This is a genomic window from Streptomyces sp. W16, assembly GCF_033194735.1.
Classification (GTDB): Bacteria; Actinomycetota; Actinomycetes; order Streptomycetales; family Streptomycetaceae; genus Streptomyces.
This window is the reverse complement of record NZ_JAWOAI010000161.1, coordinates 1-18,957: the sequence shown is the minus strand read 5'-3', so window position 1 is coordinate 18,957 and position 18,957 is coordinate 1. Positions and strand designations below refer to the sequence as shown.

Genomic DNA, 18,957 nt, shown 5'->3' with positions numbered 1-18,957 from the left:
GGATCGGCGTCACCGGGCAGCACACGTCGGTCGACGGCGACCTCACCGGCCGGCAGAACCTGCGCCTGTTCGCGCGGCTGCACCGGGTGCGGGGTCCTGCCGAGCGGGCCGCCGAGCTGCTGGACCGCTTCGGCCTGACGGAGGCCGCCGACCGCGCCGCGTCCACCTACTCCGGCGGGATGCGCCGCCGCCTCGACCTGGCGGCGAGTCTGATACGACGCCCCGAGGTGCTGTTCCTGGACGAACCGACGACCGGCCTCGACCCGGCCAGCCGGAACCGGGTCTGGGAGGCCGTACGGGACCTGAAGAGGGAGGGTACGACCGTGCTGCTGACCACGCAGTACCTGGAGGAGGCCGACCAACTCGCCGACGACATCGCCCTGGTGGACCGGGGACGAGTCGCGCACAGCGGGTCGCCGGCCCAACTCAAGGCGCTCATCGGCACCTACGCCGAAGTCGTCGTCGCACACCGGGACGCGCTGGTGAAAGCGGCCGGTGTCCTCGACCAACTCACCGGCGCCGAGCCGTCGTTCGACCACGAGCGGAACACCGTCGGGGCGGTCACCGGCGACCCGACGCTCACCCTGCCCCGGCTCGTCCGCGAACTCGACGCGGCGGGCGTGCCGTTGCTCGACGCGAGCATGCGGCCACCGACCCTCGACGACGTGTTCCTCCGCCTGACGGACCGTAAGGAGGCGGTGGCATGAGCGCGTTGGCGTACGACGGCACCGCGATGCTCGGCCGACAGCTGCGGCGGGTGCGGAACAGTCCGGCGCTGGCGATCCTCACCCAGACCATGCCGATCACGATGCTGCTGTTCTTCGGGTACGTCTTCGGCAGCGCGCTGGCGATGCCGGGTGACGCCTACCGCTCTTACCTGGTCCCGGGGTTGCTGGTCGCGACCGCCGCCAACGGCATCATGACGGGCATGTTCCAGGCCGCCCAGGACTCGCACCGGGGCGTGAGCGACCGCTTCCGCACCCTGCCGATGAGCAGGGCCGCCGTACCGCTCGGGCAGGCGACCGCCGATCTGGTCGTCACGGCGGCCGGCACCGTGCCGTTCCTGCTGGTCGCTCTCGCGGTGGGCTGGCGGGTCGAGGGGTCGGTGGCCCAAGCCGCCGCCGCTGTGGGCCTGTTGCTGCTGTTCCGGTTCGCCTGCGCCTGGGTCGGCATCCTGCTCGGGCTCGCCTCCCGCAGCGAGGAGGCGGCCGGGCAGCTCGGCAGCGCGACCTTCATGCTGCCGCTGCTGTCCAACGCGTACATCCCGACCAACCGGCTGCCGGGCTGGCTGCGCACGCTGGCCGAGTGGAACCCGATCAGCGCGGTGACCACGGCCCTGCGGTACCTGTTCGGCAACTCGCCCGTACCCGAGGGCGCCGCCTGGCCGGTGGCCCATCCGATCGCCGGGTCGCTGGCGTGGTGCGCCGCGCTGATCGCCCTGTTCGCACCGCTCGCCGTACGCCGGTACACACGCGGCGAGCACTGAGCTCTCCGCATGACAAAGGCGCCGGGCACGGGACATGATCCTCCGCATGGAGCCTCTGCCGCCGCCCCTTGAGGGCGTCACCGTCGTCGCTGTCGAACAGGCCGTCGCGGCCCCCTTCGCCACCCGCCAACTCGCCGATCTGGGCGCCCGGGTGATCAAGGTCGAGCGGATCGACGGCGGTGACTTCGCGCGCGGCTACGACACCGCGGCCGGCGGTCTGGCCTCGCACTTCGTGTGGTGCAACCGGGGCAAGGAGTCGATCGCGCTGGACCTGAAGGACCCGCGGGGTCTGGACGTCGTACGGCGGCTGGTCGCGGACGCGGACGTGTTCGTGCAGAACCTCGCGCACGGGGCGGCGGCCCGGCTCGGGCTCGACGCGGCGACGCTGTGCGCCGCGCATCCCCGGCTGGTCGCCGTGGACATCTCGGGGTACGGGGCTTCCGGGCCGTACGCGGACAAGCGGGCCTACGACATGCTCGTGCAGTGCGAGGCGGGGCTGGTGTCGGTGACCGGGACGCCGGAACGGCCGGTGAAGGCGGGGATCCCGGTGGCCGACATCGCGGCCGGGATGTACGCGTTCTCCGGTGTGCTCGCGGCGCTCGTACGCCGGGGCGTGAGCGGGCGCGGCGGGCCCGTCGAGGTCTCGATGCTGGACGCGGTCGTGGAGTGGATGGGGCATCCGCTGCATCACACGATGCACGGCGGGACTCCCCCGGCGCGCACAGGACTCGCGCACGCCGTCATCGCACCGTACGACGTCTATCCCGCGGCGGACGGCGGGCAGGTGCTGCTCGCGGTGCAGAACGACCGGGAGTGGCGGCGGCTGGCCGAACAGGTGCTGGGGCGACCGGAGTTGGGGCAAGAGCCGGACTTCGCGACGAACGCGGCGCGGGTGGTGAACCGGGAGCGCACGGACGCCCTCGTCGGCGAAGTGCTGGGTGGGCTGGCCGCCGACGAGGCCGTGCTGCGGCTGGAGCGCGCGGGAGTGGCCTGCGCGCGCCTCAGGAACGTACAAGAGGTGGCGGAGCACCCGCAGTTGACGGCCCGGGAGCGGTGGCGGGAGGTGGGTTCGCCGGTCGGGCCGTTGCGGGCACTGCTGCCGCCGATCACCTTGCCGGGCGGAGGCGAGGCACGGATGGGTGATGTGCCCGCGCTCGGGGAGCACACCGTGGCGCTGCTGCGTGCCGTGGGGATGGCGGACCAAGAGATCGCAGCACTGCGCCGGGACGGTGTGGCGTCCTGAGCGCGGGCCCCCGGGAAGTCCCCGGGGACGCCGAGTAGTTGCTCAGCGCCCGCCGAACAGCGAACGGCGCAGTCTGCGCAGCGGTGCGAAGAGCGAGACCCTGCTCACTCGCGCGCCCCTGGCGCTGCGTTCCTGCGTGGTGTCGCGCGAGGTGAGCTCACGCATCAGCGAGGTCGCCTCTGCCGTCTCGCGCTGCGGGACGACGGGGCCGCCCAGCACCGAGAGATGGCGGTCGAGGCGCGAACTCGTCGCGCTGCTCCCGCACGTGATCGCAGGGACCCTTGCCCTACTGCGCACTATCTGTTCCATGTCACTCCCCACCCGTACGAGTCCACCCGGCCCGGGCAGGGTAACCCTATCGCCCCAACCGGGCACTCGTGTATCGAGGTCTCAGGATTCACCTTCCCCGTAAGGGTGTTGACGACCCCTCCTTGATTACTCTCCGAATCCAACCGATTTCAGGGCGAGTTGGACAACTGGCTGCGTTGTGGGCTGTGGTGAGCCTCCGTCGGGCTCGACGGTCACTGCGAGTGATGTTGCTGATTTGTCGAGTCCGGTGGTGACCAAGGGCGTGTCGTCCTTGAAGAGCCCGAGGGAGCGCGGTTGCACATTGGGGCGCATCAGCCACAGTTGACGCACGCGCCCGCTCGGCGGTGCGCCGTATCCGCTCAGGGTGACGACCGCGCGCCCCTCCGACGCGGAGGCGATCACGCCGATGCTCCGGCCCGCGGTGTCCGCGCCGGTGGTCGCACGGGCGTCGGGAGCTGCGAGAACGTGTGCGATCTCACGCGACTGCGCCTGCGCTGCGTCCAGCTTGTCCTGTGTCCTGTTCGCCTGCACGGCGAACAGCGAGGCCACGACGAGGGCGGCGGTGGCCGTCGCGGTGGCGAACGGCACGAAGAACGGCCGCCGTTGGGGCACGCGGGCGCGTGACGTCGGCGGCTCCGCGCCCCACACATGGGCCGGCAGCCGGGGCGTGTACTCCCGTGTCTGTTCCCGCGCGTGCTCCCGCAGCGGCCCGGGCTCCTGCGGGGTGTTGCGTATCGCGGACAGCACCCGGTCGCGCATCGCGAACGGCGGCTGGGCGGACTCGGACCACGCGAGGCGGACCGCGTCCTCGGCCAGGGCGCGCACCTCGAAGGCACAGCGCTCGCACTTCTTGAGGTGCTTCTCGAACTGGCGGCGCTCGCCGGGTTCGAGGGCGTCGAGGGCGTAGGGGGCGGCGAGCGAGTGGAGATCGCCCCGGCCGAACAGTCGGGCGAGGACACTCATGCGGCACCTCCCAGGCAGTCGCGCAGCCGGGTGAGTCCGTCACGCATACGGGTCTTGACCGTGCCCAGCGGCAGCGAGAGCCGCTCGGCCACTTCACGGTACGTATAGCCGTCGTAATAGGCGAGGGTCACGGACTGCCGTTGCAGGGCCGTGAGCCGGTCCAGGCAGCGGCGCACCAACTGCCGCTCCAGGCCTGCCTCGACCTCCTCGGTCACCTGGTCGAAGGCCGGGTTGTGGGAGCGCCGGGCCTCGCGCTGCTCGCGGTCGACGGCCGCGCGGGCACTTCGCACCCGGTCGACGGCCCGGCGGTGGGCGAGGGTGAGGACCCAGGACAGGGCGCTGCCGCGGCCGGGATCGAAGCGGGCGGCGGACCGCCACAGTTCGAGCAGCACCTCCTGGGACACCTCCTCGGACTGCGCCGGGTCGCGCACCACGCGGCGCACCAGTCCGAACACGGGCCCGGACACCAGTCCGTAGAGCTCCTCGAAGGCCTTCTGGTCCCCTCCGGCCACCTGCACCAGGAGTTCGTCCGCCCCCACCCGTCCCCCTCTCGTCGACCGCACGCGGCCCCTCCTCTTCGACCGCACGCGGTCTGTCACTTCGCATCCCGTCACACGAGGCATTCGCAGCGGATGCCCCTAAGGATGGGTTACGGATCAGCGGACTTGAAACGCGGGTCACGGCCCGGATTGCAGTCGGCCAGAAAAACTTTTCAGATTCGACCAATCCGGCCCGGCACCAGCTCCGAATCCCCGAGCGTCAGGCAAGTTGGCACTGAGGACGGACGGCATGACACCTATCTCCAGGAGCGGTGCGGGACGCAGGAAGCTCGCGGCCCTCGTATGCGGCGCGCTGGCCACCGGGGGGCTCGCAGCCGCCGGTACGGCCGCGCTGGAACCGGGAGTGGCCTCGGCCTCCTCCCACCGGGAGGCCCCCCTCATCTCAGGGACCCCGCAGTACGACAACACGGACCTCTACGCGTTCGTGAGCCCGGACAAGCCGGACACCACCACCATCGTGGCGAACTGGATCCCGTTCGAGGAACCCGCCGGCGGCCCGAACTTCTACCAGTTCGCGGACGACGCCCAGTACGACGTGCACATCGACAACAACGGTGACGCGCTGGACGACATGATCTTCCGTTACACCTTCAGCACCCAGATCAAGAACAAGAAGACGTTCCTGTACAACACGGGCCCGGTCACCAGCCTGACCGACCCCGACCTCAACATCACGCAGTCGTACGACGTCGAGCTGATCAAGCTCAAGAAGGGCAAGCAGGTCTACAAGACCAAGATCGCCGACGACATCCCGGCGGCGCCCTCCGACGTCGGCAAGGCCTCGATGCCGGACTACGCCAAGCTGCGTTCGCAGGCGATCTACAAGACGGCGAACGGCGGCGCGACCTTCGCGGGCCAGGCCGACGACCCGTTCTTCGCCGACCTGCGCGTCTTCGACCTGCTGTACGGCGGCAACCTCAGCGAGGTCGGCAACGACACGCTCAAGGGCTACAACGTCAACACGATCGCCCTCCAGGTGCCGAACGACCTGATCCGGCAGTCGAAGAACCACCCGACCGTCGGCATCTACTCGACGACCCAGCGCAAGAACGCCAAGGGTTACTACACGCAGGTCTCGCGCCTGGGCAACCCGCTGGTCAACGAGGTCGTCAACCCGCAGAAGGACAAGGACAAGTTCAACGCGTCCGAGCCCAAGGACGACGCTCAGTTCCTGAAGAACGTGACCGAGCCCGAGATCCCGAAGCTCATCGAGTCGATCTACAAGATCAAGGCGCCGAGCGAGCCGCGCAACGACCTCGTCAGTGTGTTCCTCACGGGCGTCAAGGACCTCAACACGCTGCAGCCGTACACGAAGCCGGCCGAGATGCTGCGCCTCAACACGTCGATCAAGCCGGCCGCGCACCCCAAGCGCCTCGGTGTCCTGGACGGCGACAACGCGGGCTTCCCGAACGGGCGTCGGCTCACCGACGACGTGATCGACGAGGCGCTCCAGGTCATGGAGGGTGAACTCGTCGGTTCCAAGAACGACTTGGGCGACGCGGTCGACAAGAACGACAAGGGCTTCGAGAAGTACTTCCCCTACGTCGCCGAGCCGACCTCGGGTTCGCGCGGTCCGCTCGCCAAGGGCACGAGCAGCGGCAGTGACGTCAAGAACCAGCTGGGCGACGCGCTGCAGCCGGCGGGCTCGTCCTCCAGCAACAACATGATGCTGATCACCGCGTCGGCGGCCTCGGGTGTGGCCGGAGTCCTGCTGATCGGCGCGGGCGTCGCGTGGTGGCGCCGCCGGATGACCCACCGCCCGTACTAAACCCCACCGACTGGCGCGGCCCGCACAGCTTCTTCCCCCACGGTGCGGGCCGCGCCACCCCTGCGTGACAACACCTCTCAGCAGTACGGCACTTGAACCACCCCAGGCGATGGAGGAACGGCATGGCCCCGCGCGAGAACGACAACGAGCCGACGCCGACGGAGGACGAGCCCGGCGAGACGCCGGTGGCGGCGGAGCGGGAACGCGAGTGGGAGCGCGTGTGGGCGGAGGGCGAGACCGACGCCGAGGCCGGGACCGGCTCTGAGCGCGAAGCCGACTCCCAGGCAGCCGAGGCCCGTTCCGAAGCCGGGGCCAACTCCCAGGCAGCCGAGGCCCGTTCCAAAGCCGAGGCCGACTCCAAAGTCGAGGCCACGACCGACCCCGAAGCCGGCCCCGAAGCCGAGGCCCACCCCGAGATCGAACCCGAAGCCGAAGTCGAGCCCGAAGCGGGACCGACCGAAGCCGCAGCCCCATCGCCTGGGCACGACCACCCCCACCCTCACTCCCACGATCACGACCACCCCCACTCGCACGACCACGACCACGACCACGACCACGATGATCACGCCCCGCGCCCCGGCACGCCGGAAGACGCAGTTGCCGACGAACGCGTCGTCGCCGTACGCCGGTTGGGCGCCGCGGGCCGTCGCTGGCGGGGCGTCCAACTCGCCGGTTGCGCCGCCCTGTTGGCCGTGGCGATGACCGCCGGAGCCATCGCGATCGGCGCCGCGAAGGACAGCGGTGCCACAGGCGTCGCGGCCGTCTCCAGCGCCGTGTCGCCGGACCTGCTGGCCAGCGGGAGTCTGGACGCGAGCATCGCCGCGCTGCAGGCCCATCTCCGGGGCCAGCCCAAGGACTTCGACGGGTGGGCGACACTCGGTCTTGCCTATGTCGAGCAGGCCAGGACCAAGGGCGACCCGTCCCGGTACCCGCAGGCACAGGCCGCCTTCACGCGGTCGCTGAAGATCTCGCCCGACAACGAGAACGCCCTTGAGGGCCGCGCCGCGCTCGCCGCCGCCCGGCACGAGTTCAAGGAAGCCCTCACCTACGCGGACGAGGTCCTGAAGGAGAACCCCTACAGCGAGCGCGCCCTGTGCTCCCGTATCGACGCGCTCGTCGAACTCGGCCGCTACGACGAGGCGTCGAAGGCCGCCGACCTGGCCGACGCCCGCAAGCCCGGCGTCCCGGTGTTCACCCGGTACGCGTACGTCCACGAGCTGCGCGGCGACGTCACCACGGCCCGCAAGGTCCTGGAACAGGCCCTCGCAGCCGCCAGCTCCCCCGGGGACATCTCGTACGTGGCCGGCACGCTCGGCCAACTCGCCTGGAACCAGGGCGACTACAAGACCGCCCTGGACTACTACGGCCGCGCCCTCGCCGCCGACGAGAACTACCTCCCCGCCCTGGAGGGCCGGGCCCGCGCCCAGGCGGCCCTGGGTGACCGCGCCGACGCCATCAAGGGCCTGGAGCTGGTCGTCTCCCGCTACCCGTTGCCCCAACCCCTCGTGGAGCTCGGTGAGTTGTACGAGAGCCGGGGCGCCGCGGGCGACAAGGCGAAGGCCGACGACCAGTACGCCCTCGTCGACGCCTGGATCGCCCTCGCCCGCGCCAACGGCGTCAACGCCGACCTCGACACTGCGCTCGCCGCCGCCGACCACGGAGACATCAAGTCGGCCCTGAAGGCCGCCCGCGCCGAGTGGGCCCGCCGGCACACCGTGCACACGGCGGACGCGCTGGCCTGGGCCCTGCACGTCAACGGCCTCGACAAGGAGGCCCTGTCCTACGCACGTCAGGCCACGGCCACCGGCTACCACAACGCGTCGTTCATCTACCACCTGGGCATGATCGAGCTCGCCACCGGCCACAAGGCCGACGGCCGCGCCCACCTGGCCAAGGCCCTGAAGCTGAACCCGGGCTTCTCGCCGCTGGGTGCGAGCAAGGCCCGCAAGGCGCTGGAGGAGACCAAGTGAGGCCTGTACGCCGCCTGTTCGCCTCGGCCGCGGCCGTCCTCACGGCCGCCGGCGCGCTCCTGCTCGTCCCCACGGCAGCCGCGAGCGCGCACCCGCTGGGCAATTTCACGGTCAACCGTTACGACGGTCTCGTCGTCGCCCCTGGGGTCCTGCGCGTCACGCACATCGAGGACCTCGCGGAGATCCCGGCGACCCAGGCCAAGCCGGACATCAAGCGGTTGGGCATGACCGAGTGGGCCCGGCAGCGGTGCGACAAGGCCGCCGAGGGCAGCAAGGTCACCGTCGACGGACGTACGGTCGCGCTCACGACCGGCACCAGCACCGCACGGCTGCGGCCCGGACAGGCCGGGCTCAACACCCTGCGGTTGGAGTGCAGTTCGAGGGCGGCGCTGCCCAAAGGCCGCACGGTCGCCCTGGGCTTCCACAGCGCGGGCCTGACCACCGGGCCCGGCTGGCGGGAGATCACCGCGCGCGCCGACCGGATGACGCTCACCGGGACGGACGTACCGAAGAAGTCGGTGTCGCACGAACTCACCAGCTATCCCAAGGACTTGCTCTCCTCGCCCGCCGACATCACGAAGGCGTCGCTGCACGCGCGTCCCGGCGGCCCGGCCCTCACCGACGACGACCAGTCCCGGTCGGACTCGGCGGCGTCCTCCATCCTCCCGCGTGGCGCGGACCGTTGGACGGAGGAACTGAACAACCTGGTCGCCCGGCACAACCTCAGCGTCGGCTTCGCGGCCCTCTCGCTGCTCATCGCGATCGCCCTGGGCGCGATGCACGCGCTCGCCCCCGGCCACGGCAAGACGCTGATGGCGGCCACGGCGGCGGCCCGGGGCGGTCGCGCCCGTCTCAAGGACGTGCTCCCCCTGGCCGCCTCGGTCACGGTCACCCACACCCTCGGTGTGATCGCCCTGGGCCTCCTGGTCACGGCCGGCTCCGCCGCGACCCCCTCGGTGATCGCCTGGCTGGGCATCGCGAGCGGCGTCCTGGTCCTCTTCGCGGGCGGCAACCTCCTACGCCGGGCCTGGCGCAACCGCCCACGCCCACAAGCCCCTTCGCACCCCCACCCCCACCCCCACGGTCCCGGTCACGGTCACAGTCACGAGACCGCCAAGTCCCCCAAGCGCTCACTGGTCCTCGCGTCCGCGCACACCGAAGCCGGTGCCACCCACACGCTCACCGAGGCCCACCCGCACCCGCACAGCCACGACGACGACCATGCCCACGGTCACGACCACCCCCATCCCCATGAGCACGACCACGACCACGAGCATGGCCACACTCACGACCACGCCGTAGAACACACGCACGGCGGCTTCACCCACACCCACGAGACCGCCCCCACCCTCCGCGGCACGATCCTGCTCGGCTTCGCCGGTGGACTGGTCCCCAGCCCGTCCGCCGTGGTCGTCCTCGTGGGGGCCGCCGCGCTCGGTCAGGCCTGGTTCGGGCTGCTGCTGGTCGTCGCCTACGGCGTCGGGCTCGCCCTCACTCTCACCGCCGCCGGATTCGCCGTCGTCAAGCTGGGTACAGGGATGAACCGAGTGCTGGACCGGCGCCCCCGCTGGACCATCAGCCCCATGGCTGTCCTGGTCCGCCGGACCCTGCCGCTGGGATCGGCACTGATCGTCGTGGCCCTTGGGGTCGGATTGGTGCTCAAGGGGGCGGCATCCGCACTCGGCTGAGCTACGTTTGTGGAGAATTGGCCCGGATGCGAATGGGAGTCACCCATGCCCGAAGAACCGGGCACTGAACGTGTGATCGCGGGCCGCTACCGGCTCCTGTCCCCCCTCGGCGAGGGCGGTATGGGAACTGTGTGGCGGGCCCGCGACGAGGTGCTGCAACGCGAGGTAGCCGTCAAGGAGGTGCGCGCGCCGGCCGGACTGGCCTCCGGTGACGTGGAGCGGATGTACGCCCGGCTGGAGCGCGAGGCGTGGGCGGCGGCGCGGGTCGCCAACCGCAATGTGGTGACGGTGTACGACGTGGCGATGGAGGACGGCCGCCCCTGGATCGTCATGGAGCTGGTGCGGGGCGTGTCCCTGGCCGATCTCCTGGACGCCGAGGGCCCGTTGACGCCGCAGCGGGCCGCGCACATCGGTGCCGAGGTGCTCGCCGCGCTGCGGGCCGCGCACGACGCCGGGGTGCTGCACCGCGATGTGAAACCGGCCAATGTGCTGATGTCGAACGACGGTCGGGTCGTCCTGACCGACTTCGGTATCGCGATGGTCGAGGGCAGTTCGGCGCTCACCATGACCGGCGAGGTCATCGGTTCGCCCGAATTCCTCGCTCCGGAGCGGGCGTTGGGCCGTACGCCCGGGCCCGAGTCCGATCTGTGGGCGCTGGGTGTGCTGCTGTACGCGGCGGTCGAGGGCCACTCGCCGTTCCGCCAGAACACCCCGCTGAGCACGCTGCGCGCGATCGTCGACGAGGAGTTGCCGACGCCGCGGCTGGCGGGACCGCTCACCCCGGTCATCGAGGGCCTGCTGCGCAAGGATCCGGCCGAGCGGCTGTCGGCCGAGCAGGCGGAGCAGGATCTACGGCTCGTCGCCGCGGGCGGTACGCCTCGCGCGGGCACCTCGCCCACGACGCCGTACACGCCGACGATGGCGGGGTACCCGCAGGACTCGTTCTCCCAACAGGACTCGCGGACGCCGCCGCAGCCGGTGCAGGGCTTCGGGCCGCCGCCCACCTCCTACTCGACGCCGACGGCCGCGGACGGACCGCACCGCAACCGGCGGGCCGCCGCCGTGATCATCGCGGGTGTGATCGCGCTGGCCCTGGCGATCGGCGGACTGACGTACGCGCTGCTGAACCGGGACAACGGGGACGCCGACGCGGGCAAGGGCACCAGCACCCCCAAGAGCCAGCCCTCGGACGGGACTTCGCCCAGCGCGAGCAGCGAGACCACGGCCGCCAGTGAGACGCCGAGTCCGAGCGCCAGCAAGTCCTCGTCGGCGCCGCAGTCGGTGCAGGTCTCCGTGGCGGGCGCCAACACCGACTATTCCGGGAGCTGTCCGCCGTCGAACACGAAGGCGCCGACCTTCACGGCGAGTTTCACGGTGGGGAAGCTGCCCGCGGAGGTGTCCTACCGGTGGGTGCTGAAGAACGGTTCGGTCTCGGACCCCGGCTGGAAGACGCTCTCGTTCCCGGCGGGCGGTGGGAAGACCAAGCAGGACCGGGTGTTCCTGACGACGTACTCGAACAGCGGGACGTTCAAGAACGAGATCAGTGTCGAGGTCCGCACTCCCGTGAAGACGACGTCCAACTCGGTGCCGTTCTCGGTGACTTGCCTGACGGAGACCCCGTCGGACGGGGCCTCCGCGTCGGACTCGGCGTCACCTTCTGACGGGTGAGACCTCAGACCGCGCCGGTGAACACCGGAAGGTAGCCGCCGGACTGGCCGGCCGCGGTCGGGTGGTACGACTCGGTGATGCTCAGCAGGTTGAGGCTGTGCAGCCAGGAGCTGCCGGAGCAGATCTCGTGGCCGGTGAACGTGGTGCGTACGTCGCCGAAGGTGAAGCCGTGGTCGGCGGCGCGCTTGGCGAGGGCGCTGTCGAGGTAGTCGGCCGCGCCGTTGATGGCGGTGCGCTTGGCCGCGGAGAGGCCGAGGCAGGTGGTGCCGAGCTTGTAGAAGCGCGGGTAGCCGACTACGACCACGTGCGCGGCGGGGGCTTTGGCGCTGATCGCCGAGTAGACCTTGTCGAGTTGGCCGGGCAGCGTCGAGTCGACGTATGCCTTCGCGGTGGCGATGCGGGTGAGGCAGGAGCTGTCGGACTGCAGGACGCAGGTCGTCATGACGTCGGCGAAGCCGGCGTCATTGCCGCCGATGGAGATCGAGACGAGGGTCGTGGCCGAGTTGAGCGGGCCGAGTTGACTCGCCAGAACATCACCCGTTCGGGCGCCGGAGCAAGCGGTGAAGTCGAACGTCGAGGGTGAGTGGGCGGCTGCCCAGAGGTAGGGGTAGGCCTTGGTGCTGCGGTCGCAGGAGCCGCTGGAACTGATGTAGCTGCCCGCGCCGACGCCCGAGGAGTAGGAGTCACCGAGGGCCACATAGCCGCCTGTGGCGGCGAGTTGGGACGCCTGCGCCGTCATCGCCCCGGTGAGGGCGAGTCCGGCGGCGAGGAGGAGCGAGGTCACGTATGCCGTAAATCGGGAACGTCTCATGGAACCTCCCTTAGCAGGATCTCTGCCACAACTGTCGTACCAACTACGCGCATTGGCGGGAAGTGTCCATGCCAATAGAGAGGCCGATGGGGTGGTTGATTGCGTGTTCATGACAGCTCTGTGACAGACCGTCAACTCCCTTGAACCACACCGGTACATGACCCACGCTTTACTCAGCCTTGGTGCGGAACGCAACGCTCCAGGGCTGTGCGCGCGACAGCGCGCGCACCCCCACAGTCGCGCGCCGGACCCGGGCGCGCGCCGCCTGGAGGAGGACTCCCTCGTAATGGCACTCCTGCGTAGCAAGAACCTCCGGCTCGCCGCGATAACCGGCGCCGCCACCGCCGCTCTCGTCGGCGGGCTCACCGCACTCCCCGCCCAGGCCGCCCCGGCCACGGGCACGGTACTGGCCGCCGGCTCCCCCACAGCCGTCGACGGCAGCTACATCGTCACCCTCAAGAAGGGCGCCGGCCTCAAGGCGTCCTCGGCCGCGGGCAAGGGGCTGATCAAGGAGTACGGCGGCACGGTCACCAAGACGTTCGGCACGGTGCTGAACGGCTACACGGCGGCCCTCTCCGCGACCGAGGCGAAGAGACTCGCCGCCGACCCGGCCGTCGCCACCGTGGAGCAGAACCAGCGCGTCCACCTGACCGACACCACCCAGTCCAGCGCACCCTGGGGCCTGGACCGCATCGACCAGGCCGCGTTGCCGCTGTCGGGGACGTACACCTACCCGGACAGCGCGGGCAGCGGTGTGACCGTGTACGTCATCGACACCGGCGTCCGGATCACCCACACCCAGATCAGCGGCCGTGCCTCCTACGGCTACGACGCGGTCGACGGCGACACCACCGCCTCCGACGGCAACGGCCACGGCACCCATGTGGCCACGACGATCGCGGGCTCGACGTACGGCGTCGCCAAGAAGGCGACCATCGTGGCGGTCCGGGTGCTCGACAACAGCGGCTCGGGTACGACGGCCGGTGTGATCGCGGGCATCGACTGGGTGACCTCGAACCACACCACCCCGGCGGTCGCCAACATGTCGCTCGGCGGTTCCGCCTCCACCTCGCTCGACACGGCGGTCGCCAACTCCATCTCCAGCGGCGTGACTTACGCGGTCGCGGCGGGCAACAGCAGCGCCAACGCCTCCTCGTACTCCCCCGCCCGGGTGTCCACGGCGATCACGGTCGGCGCCACCACCAGTGCGGACGCCAAGGCCAGTTACTCCAACTACGGCTCGATACTGGACATCTTCGCGCCCGGCTCCTCGATCCTGGCGGGCTACAACACCAGCGACACCGCCACCGCCACCCTGTCGGGCACCTCAATGGCATCCCCGCACGTGGCCGGCGCGGCAGCCGTCTATCTCGCGGGCCACACCTCGTCCACTCCCGCTCAGGTCGCCACGGCCCTGGTGAACGGCGCCACGTCGAATGTCGTGACCAGCGCGGGCACCGGGTCACCGAACAAGCTGCTGAAGATCGTCCCGTAAAGCTCGCCCGCCCCACCTGAATAAATGTTCCCCGGAGGCAGCAGACGCCTCCGGGGAACATTTATTCGGGGAGGCACGAGAACCGGTGCAAGCGCCTTCCGCACCTTGACGTGCCCGGTCGGGCTGCGCCACATTGAAACCCGGCATCCGGCGCGCTGGGGGGCAAAGTCGCCAATGCAGACCTTAGGTATCAAGAGAACATCCACCGCCGACACCGAGCAGGCGCGACCAGGACCGGGGAGGGACCTGTCGACGCTGTTCGCCGGTGCGGCCGTGACCATCGGGGCCGTCGGCGCGGTGCTCGCGCTCACCGACTCCGGCTCACCGCTGCGCGGACCGTTCGCGCTGTTCTTCCTTTTCTCCGCGCCGGCCTCGGCAATTGCGGCGGCGCTGCGCGGACTTGATCCCTACGGCCGCGTCCTCGCCTCGGTGGCGGGCGCGGTGGTCGTCGACATGCTGGTCGCCCAGGGAATGCTGGCCGTGCACCGGTGGTCGATCGACGGGGGAATCGTCGCGGTGGCGGTGATCAGTGGCCTGACAGCACTATCGGTATTCATGCGGCATATGCGCCGCCGTACAACGGCCGACAAAGGAGTGTAACGGTCAAACCAACAAAAACGTGAGGCCTCGTTCCAGGCCTTGCCATACGGGTTCAATCATCAATACCGTCGTAATCTCACCCGCACTGGTCCATCATCGAGCGGCTCTAGGGGAGGGCTCAAGGACCGCGATGAACCGGCGCGGGGCGCGGTAGGGGGGTGCCGTGCTCGGTGACCGTACTTGTGACCGAGTCGTGCCGCGCGGCCGGCTTTCACGCCTTTCGGGGGTCGACCAGCTTTGCCAGCTCACCACGCGTGCACGGAGATTCATTTGTCCGTGTCGCCTGTGAGAACCCCCCTTTCGAACCGGAGCACAGAGCCGGGCCGCCCAGGGGCGGGCGGTCCGCCGGACGAGAGGGACCAGACTCGTGAGTTCTGTTCTGCGCCCAGCGACATCGGGCCAAGATCCATTAATGTCGGTCGAATACCGGCCGATCTCTTCTCACCTGGCGATTACACCGCCGGTGAGCGTGGTGATTCCCGCCATGAATGAGGCGGAGAATCTCCCCTACGTCTTCAAGACACTGCCCGCGTGGATACACGAAGTGGTTCTTGTGGACGGTAATTCCACCGACAACACCGTAGAAGTGGCCCGCGAGCTGTGGCCCGGGGTCAAGGTCGTCGAACAGCAGGGCAAGGGCAAGGGGGATGCCCTGATCACCGGGTTCGAGGCCTGCAGCGGCGACATCATCGTGATGGTCGACGCGGACGGCTCGGCCGATGGGCACGAGATCGTCAGCTATGTCTCCGCCCTCGTCTCGGGCGCGGACTTCGCCAAGGGTTCCCGCTTCGCCAACGGCGGCGGCACGGACGACATGACGTTCATCCGCAAGCTCGGCAACTGGGCACTGTGCACGATCGTCAACCGCAAGTTCGGCGCCCGCTACACCGATCTCTGCTACGGATACAACGCGTTCTGGCGGCACTGCCTCGACAAGATCGACCTCGACTGCACCGGCTTCGAGATCGAGACCCTGATCAACATCCGGGTGGTCAAGGCCGGCCTCAAGGTGCAGGAGATCCCCAGCCACGAGTACCTCCGTATCCACGGCACCAGCAATCTGCGTGCCGTGCGGGACGGGATCCGGGTGCTCAAGGTGATCCTCAAGGAGCGCTCCAACCGGCGTGCGCTGCGCCGCCGTTCGCACTCCACGATGATCGACACCCTCGACCCGAAGCGCGACCAGCAGGTCAACCCGGTCCGGGGAGAGGTGTCTTGAGCGGTCCCGACATCTCTGTCGTGATCTGCGTCTACACCGAGGACCGCTGGGAGGACATCCTCGCGGCGGTCTCCTCGGTGCGTGCGCAGTCACGGCCCGCGCTGGAGACGTTGCTGGTCGTCGACCACAACCCCGCTCTCCTGGACCGACTCTCCAGGGAGTACAAGGACTTGAAGGAGACGGGCGAGGTCCGTGTGCTGGCGAACGCGGGCCCGCGCGGTCTGTCCGCGGGCCGCAACACCGGTATCGCCGTCTCGCGGGGCGAGGTCATCGCCTTCCTCGACGACGACGCCGTGGCCGAGCGGGAGTGGCTGCGGCACTTCGCCGAGGCGTACACCGATCCGAAGGTGATGGCCGTCGGCGGCCGGACGATGCCGATCTGGGCGTCGGGCCGCCGACCCGCCTGGTTCCCCGAGGAGTTCGACTGGGTGGTGGGCTGCACGTACAAGGGCCTGCCGCCGGGCCGGGTCCCGGTGCGCAACGTCCTCGGTGGCAACGCCTCGTTCCGGCGTACGGCGTTCGACGCGGCGGGCGGCTTCGCCACCGGCATCGGGCGGGACGGCGACAAGCGTCCGCTGGGCTGCGAGGAGACGGAGCTCTGCATCCGCCTCACGCGGGCCAGACCGGACGCGGTGCTGCTGATCGACGACCGGGCGGTGATCCACCACCGGGTGCCGGAGGCGCGCGAGCACTTCGGGTACTTCCGTACGCGCACCTACGCCGAGGGCCTGTCCAAGGCGCTGGTGGCCCGAAGTGTCGGCGCCGACAAGGGACTTGAGTCGGAGCGCCGGTACACCACCCGGGTCCTGCCGGCCGGGGTGGCACGCGGGCTGCGCGACGCCGTGTTCGCCCGGCCGGGCGGTGCGGGCCGGGCGGGCGCGATCGTCGCCGGGGTGTTCACGGCGGCGGGCGGGTATGTCGTCGGGAGCGTCAGGGCACGGCGGGGCGGGGCCACTTTCGACGTGGTCGAGATCGATCGGGGGGACGCACATGAGTGACACACCGGTGCCGATCCTCATGTACCACTCGATCGCCGCCTCCCCGAACGACGCCACCCGCGCCCTGTCCGTCGCGCCGGAGGCGTTCGCCGAACAGCTGGCGCTGCTGGGCGATCTGCACTTCACACCGATCAACACCACTGATCTGGCGGCCAGTTGGCGTTCGGGCAAACCGCTGCCCGAGCGACCCGTCCTGATCACCTTCGACGACGGCTACGAGGGCGTGCACCGGCACGCGCTGCCCGCACTCGCGCAACACGGCTTCGCGTCCACCCTGTTCGTCTCCACCGGCTGGATCCGGGGCGCGTACGACACCGGGGGCGGCCTGGACACGATGCTCGACTGGGACCAGGTGCGCGAACTCGCGGGCGCGGACGTCGAGATCGGCGGCCACAGCCACACCCACCCGCAGCTCGACCAGCTCGACGACGACTCCCTGCGCGCGGAGCTGGTCCGCTGCAAGGAGATCGTCGCCGACGAACTCGGCGCCGTACCCGTCTCGTTCGCGTATCCGTACGGCTACTCCAGCCGCCGGGTGCGCCAGGCGGTGCGGGAGACCGGGTTCGCGCAGGCGCTGGCCGTCGGCAACGACCTCGCCCGCCGCCGGCAGGGGCCGTACGCGCTACGGCGGGTGACTGTGCGCCGCAGTACGGGTGTCGAGGAGTTCGAGCGGCTCGTCGAGGGCCGTGCGATCGCCCGCAACTTCGCCAGGGACCGGGCCCTCACCCAGGGGTACGCCATGGTCCGCAGAGCTCGACAGGTCCGCCGGAAGGCCAGCCGTTCCCGTGTCTGACACGACGACCACCACCCAGGCCGCAACGCCCGAGACCGAGGCGCCCCAGCAGACGGGGCGCCGACTGCGCCTGCCCGGGAGGCGCAAGTCCCCCGGCGGCAGCCCGCTGTTCCGCAACGCCTACGCCCTGATGCTCAACACCGGTATCTCCGCGGTGCTCGGGTTGGGCTACTGGCTGATCGCGGCCCACTACTACTCGCCTACCGCGGTCGGGCAGGGTTCGGCGGCGATCGCCGCGATGAAGCTGCTTGCCGGGCTCACCGCGGTGACGCTGACGGGCGCCCTGGCCCGCTTCATCCCGGTCGCGGGACGCGCCACCGGCCGCCTCATCTTCCGTACGTACGCGGGCAGTTCGCTCGTCGTCGCGCTCGGGGCCGGGGTCTTCCTGCTGACCCTGAACGACTGGGGACCCTCGTACCGCTTCCTGCACGGGCCGATCCCCGCGCTCGGCTTCGTCGTAGCCGTCGTCTCCTGGAACGTGCTGACGCTCCAGGACGGGGTGCTGACCGGGCTGCGCAGCGCGCCCTGGGTGCCGGTGGGCAACACCGTGTTCTCCGCGGTCAAGTTGGCGCTGCTCGTCGGGCTCGCGACGGTGTTCGCCGCGAGCGGTGTCTTCGTGTCCTGGGTCGCCGCGATCGCGTTCTCCGTGGTGCCACTCGGCTGGCTGGTGTTCCGGCGGCTGGTGCCCCGGCACATCAAGGCGACCGAGGAGCACGCGAAGCCGCCCACGTTCCGGGAGATCGGGCGGTTCCTCGCCGGCGACTACACCGGCTCGCTGTTCTCGCTCGCCGTGGTCTACCTGGTGCCGGTGATCATCGCCTCGCAGGTCAGCTCCGAGGACAACGCGTATTTCTACATCACCACGACGATAGGCGGCACGGTCAACCTGCTCGCCATCAACATGGGCGCCTCGCTGACCGTCGAGGGCTCGCACGATCCGGCGCGCATCGCCGCCAACACCCGGGCCGCGCTCAAGCGCATGGCCCGGATCATGCTGCCGATCTGCGGGCTGCTGTTCATCGGGGCGCCGTGGATCCTGGGCGTGTTCGGCGCGGGCTACGCGGACGCGGCGACACCGCTGCTGCGCTGGTTCGCGGTGGGCGCGCTCCTGCGGGTCGTCATGGAGACGTACTTCGCGGTGCTGCGCGCGCAGAGCCGGACCAGTGGACTCGCCTGGCTGCAGGGCCTGTTGTGCGTCCTGGTGCTCGGTCTGACGCTGCTGCTGCTCCCCCGCATGGGCCTGACCGGCGCGGGTGTCGCGGAGATCTCCAGCCTCGCGGTGATCGTGACGATCGCCGCGCCCAAACTCTTCAGGACGCTCAGGGCGGCGCCGCCCGCGGAACTGCCCGAGGACGCGGCGCCGGACGGCGACCTCGCCGACCTGGG

General features: G+C 70.1%; 17 protein-coding genes. 13 read left to right on the top strand and 4 right to left on the bottom strand.

Annotated elements, in window-relative coordinates:
* The 3 genes from R6V09_RS22210 to R6V09_RS22200 form a co-directional block, all read left to right on the top strand.
* Nucleotides 1–707, top strand: a 707-nt coding sequence (locus R6V09_RS22210) for an ATP-binding cassette domain-containing protein (protein ID WP_317883179.1), incomplete at its 5' end; no start/stop codon positions are given.
* Nucleotides 704–1,486, top strand: coding sequence for an ABC transporter permease (locus tag R6V09_RS22205; protein ID WP_317883178.1), 783 nt, complete (start codon nucleotides 704–706; stop codon nucleotides 1,484–1,486). The genes R6V09_RS22210 and R6V09_RS22205, both read left to right, overlap by 4 nt.
* 46 nt (nucleotides 1,487–1,532) lie before the next feature.
* The gene (locus R6V09_RS22200; RefSeq protein ID WP_317883177.1) at nucleotides 1,533–2,729 is read left to right on the top strand and encodes a CaiB/BaiF CoA transferase family protein; all 1,197 of its coding nucleotides are present in this window, start codon (nucleotides 1,533–1,535) and stop codon (nucleotides 2,727–2,729) included.
* Between the two features lie 42 nt (nucleotides 2,730–2,771).
* Here the strand turns inward: R6V09_RS22200 and R6V09_RS22195 are convergent, their stop codons facing one another.
* From R6V09_RS22195 to R6V09_RS22185, 3 genes are all read right to left on the bottom strand, one after another.
* Nucleotides 2,772–3,038 (bottom strand): hypothetical protein, encoded by a 267-nt coding sequence (locus R6V09_RS22195; protein WP_019066227.1) that lies wholly within the window; start codon nucleotides 3,036–3,038, stop codon nucleotides 2,772–2,774.
* 126 nt (nucleotides 3,039–3,164) lie between these two features.
* Nucleotides 3,165–4,001, bottom strand: coding sequence for an anti-sigma factor (locus tag R6V09_RS22190; RefSeq protein ID WP_317883176.1), 837 nt, complete (start codon nucleotides 3,999–4,001; stop codon nucleotides 3,165–3,167).
* Nucleotides 3,998–4,540 (bottom strand): sigma-70 family RNA polymerase sigma factor, encoded by a 543-nt coding sequence (locus R6V09_RS22185; protein WP_317883180.1) that lies wholly within the window; start codon nucleotides 4,538–4,540, stop codon nucleotides 3,998–4,000. The genes R6V09_RS22190 and R6V09_RS22185 overlap by 4 nt, the downstream gene beginning before the upstream one ends.
* Before the next feature lie 250 nt (nucleotides 4,541–4,790).
* On the opposite strand from R6V09_RS22185, the gene R6V09_RS22180 reads away from it, so the two are divergent.
* From R6V09_RS22180 to R6V09_RS22165, 4 genes are all read left to right on the top strand, one after another.
* The gene (locus R6V09_RS22180) at nucleotides 4,791–6,329 is read left to right on the top strand and encodes a DUF4331 domain-containing protein (protein ID WP_317883175.1); all 1,539 of its coding nucleotides are present in this window, start codon (nucleotides 4,791–4,793) and stop codon (nucleotides 6,327–6,329) included.
* A 122-nt stretch (nucleotides 6,330–6,451) separates the two neighbouring features.
* The gene (locus R6V09_RS22175) at nucleotides 6,452–8,299 is read left to right on the top strand and encodes a tetratricopeptide repeat protein (protein WP_317883174.1); all 1,848 of its coding nucleotides are present in this window, start codon (nucleotides 6,452–6,454) and stop codon (nucleotides 8,297–8,299) included.
* A complete protein-coding gene (locus R6V09_RS22170) occupies nucleotides 8,296–9,987 on the top strand; it encodes an urease accessory protein UreH domain-containing protein (protein WP_317883173.1) in 1,692 nt (563 codons plus the stop codon). The genes R6V09_RS22175 and R6V09_RS22170 overlap by 4 nt, the downstream gene beginning before the upstream one ends.
* A gap of 45 nt (nucleotides 9,988–10,032) precedes the next feature.
* A complete protein-coding gene (locus tag R6V09_RS22165) occupies nucleotides 10,033–11,655 on the top strand; it encodes a serine/threonine-protein kinase (RefSeq protein ID WP_317883172.1) in 1,623 nt (540 codons plus the stop codon).
* Between the two features lie 4 nt (nucleotides 11,656–11,659).
* Here R6V09_RS22165 and R6V09_RS22160 read toward each other — a convergent pair whose 3' ends face one another.
* The gene (locus R6V09_RS22160) at nucleotides 11,660–12,466 is read right to left on the bottom strand and encodes an SGNH/GDSL hydrolase family protein (protein ID WP_317883171.1); all 807 of its coding nucleotides are present in this window, start codon (nucleotides 12,464–12,466) and stop codon (nucleotides 11,660–11,662) included.
* A gap of 286 nt (nucleotides 12,467–12,752) precedes the next feature.
* Between R6V09_RS22160 and R6V09_RS22155 the strand changes: the two genes are divergently transcribed.
* The 6 genes from R6V09_RS22155 to R6V09_RS22130 all read left to right on the top strand — a co-directional run.
* Nucleotides 12,753–13,961 (top strand): S8 family peptidase, encoded by a 1,209-nt coding sequence (locus R6V09_RS22155; RefSeq protein WP_317883170.1) that lies wholly within the window; start codon nucleotides 12,753–12,755, stop codon nucleotides 13,959–13,961.
* Nucleotides 13,962–14,135: 174 nt separating this feature from the next.
* Nucleotides 14,136–14,561 carry a hypothetical protein gene (locus R6V09_RS22150; protein WP_317883169.1) on the top strand — a complete coding sequence of 142 codons (426 nt, stop codon included), beginning with the start codon at nucleotides 14,136–14,138 and terminating at the stop codon, nucleotides 14,559–14,561.
* Between the two features lie 367 nt (nucleotides 14,562–14,928).
* The gene (locus tag R6V09_RS22145) at nucleotides 14,929–15,780 is read left to right on the top strand and encodes a glycosyltransferase family 2 protein (protein ID WP_317883168.1); all 852 of its coding nucleotides are present in this window, start codon (nucleotides 14,929–14,931) and stop codon (nucleotides 15,778–15,780) included.
* Nucleotides 15,777–16,778: a glycosyltransferase family 2 protein gene (locus tag R6V09_RS22140; protein ID WP_317883167.1), complete on the top strand. Its 1,002-nt coding sequence runs from the start codon at nucleotides 15,777–15,779 to the stop codon at nucleotides 16,776–16,778. The genes R6V09_RS22145 and R6V09_RS22140 overlap by 4 nt, the downstream gene beginning before the upstream one ends.
* A complete protein-coding gene (locus tag R6V09_RS22135; protein WP_317883166.1) occupies nucleotides 16,771–17,571 on the top strand; it encodes a polysaccharide deacetylase family protein in 801 nt (266 codons plus the stop codon). Before R6V09_RS22140 ends, R6V09_RS22135 begins: the two co-directional genes overlap by 8 nt.
* The coding region (locus tag R6V09_RS22130) for a lipopolysaccharide biosynthesis protein (RefSeq protein ID WP_442810107.1) at nucleotides 17,564–18,957 on the top strand (1,394 nt) is incomplete at its 3' end. The genes R6V09_RS22135 and R6V09_RS22130, both read left to right, overlap by 8 nt.

What these genes read in the sequence shown, in the direction of transcription:
- R6V09_RS22205 (WP_317883178.1), top strand. Translation starts at nt 704, where the DNA reads ATGAGCGCGTTGGCGTACGACGGCACCGCGATGCTCGGCCGACAGCTG.
- R6V09_RS22200 (WP_317883177.1), top strand. Translation starts at nt 1,533, where the DNA reads ATGGAGCCTCTGCCGCCGCCCCTTGAGGGCGTCACCGTCGTCGCTGTC.
- R6V09_RS22195 (WP_019066227.1), bottom strand. Translation starts at nt 3,038, where the DNA reads ATGGAACAGATAGTGCGCAGTAGGGCAAGGGTCCCTGCGATCACGTGC.
- R6V09_RS22190 (WP_317883176.1), bottom strand. Translation starts at nt 4,001, where the DNA reads ATGAGTGTCCTCGCCCGACTGTTCGGCCGGGGCGATCTCCACTCGCTC.
- R6V09_RS22180 (WP_317883175.1), top strand. Translation starts at nt 4,791, where the DNA reads ATGACACCTATCTCCAGGAGCGGTGCGGGACGCAGGAAGCTCGCGGCC.
- R6V09_RS22175 (WP_317883174.1), top strand. Translation starts at nt 6,452, where the DNA reads ATGGCCCCGCGCGAGAACGACAACGAGCCGACGCCGACGGAGGACGAG.
- R6V09_RS22165 (WP_317883172.1), top strand. Translation starts at nt 10,033, where the DNA reads ATGCCCGAAGAACCGGGCACTGAACGTGTGATCGCGGGCCGCTACCGG.
- R6V09_RS22160 (WP_317883171.1), bottom strand. Translation starts at nt 12,466, where the DNA reads ATGAGACGTTCCCGATTTACGGCATACGTGACCTCGCTCCTCCTCGCC.
- R6V09_RS22155 (WP_317883170.1), top strand. Translation starts at nt 12,753, where the DNA reads ATGGCACTCCTGCGTAGCAAGAACCTCCGGCTCGCCGCGATAACCGGC.
- R6V09_RS22150 (WP_317883169.1), top strand. Translation starts at nt 14,136, where the DNA reads ATGCAGACCTTAGGTATCAAGAGAACATCCACCGCCGACACCGAGCAG.
- R6V09_RS22135 (WP_317883166.1), top strand. Translation starts at nt 16,771, where the DNA reads ATGAGTGACACACCGGTGCCGATCCTCATGTACCACTCGATCGCCGCC.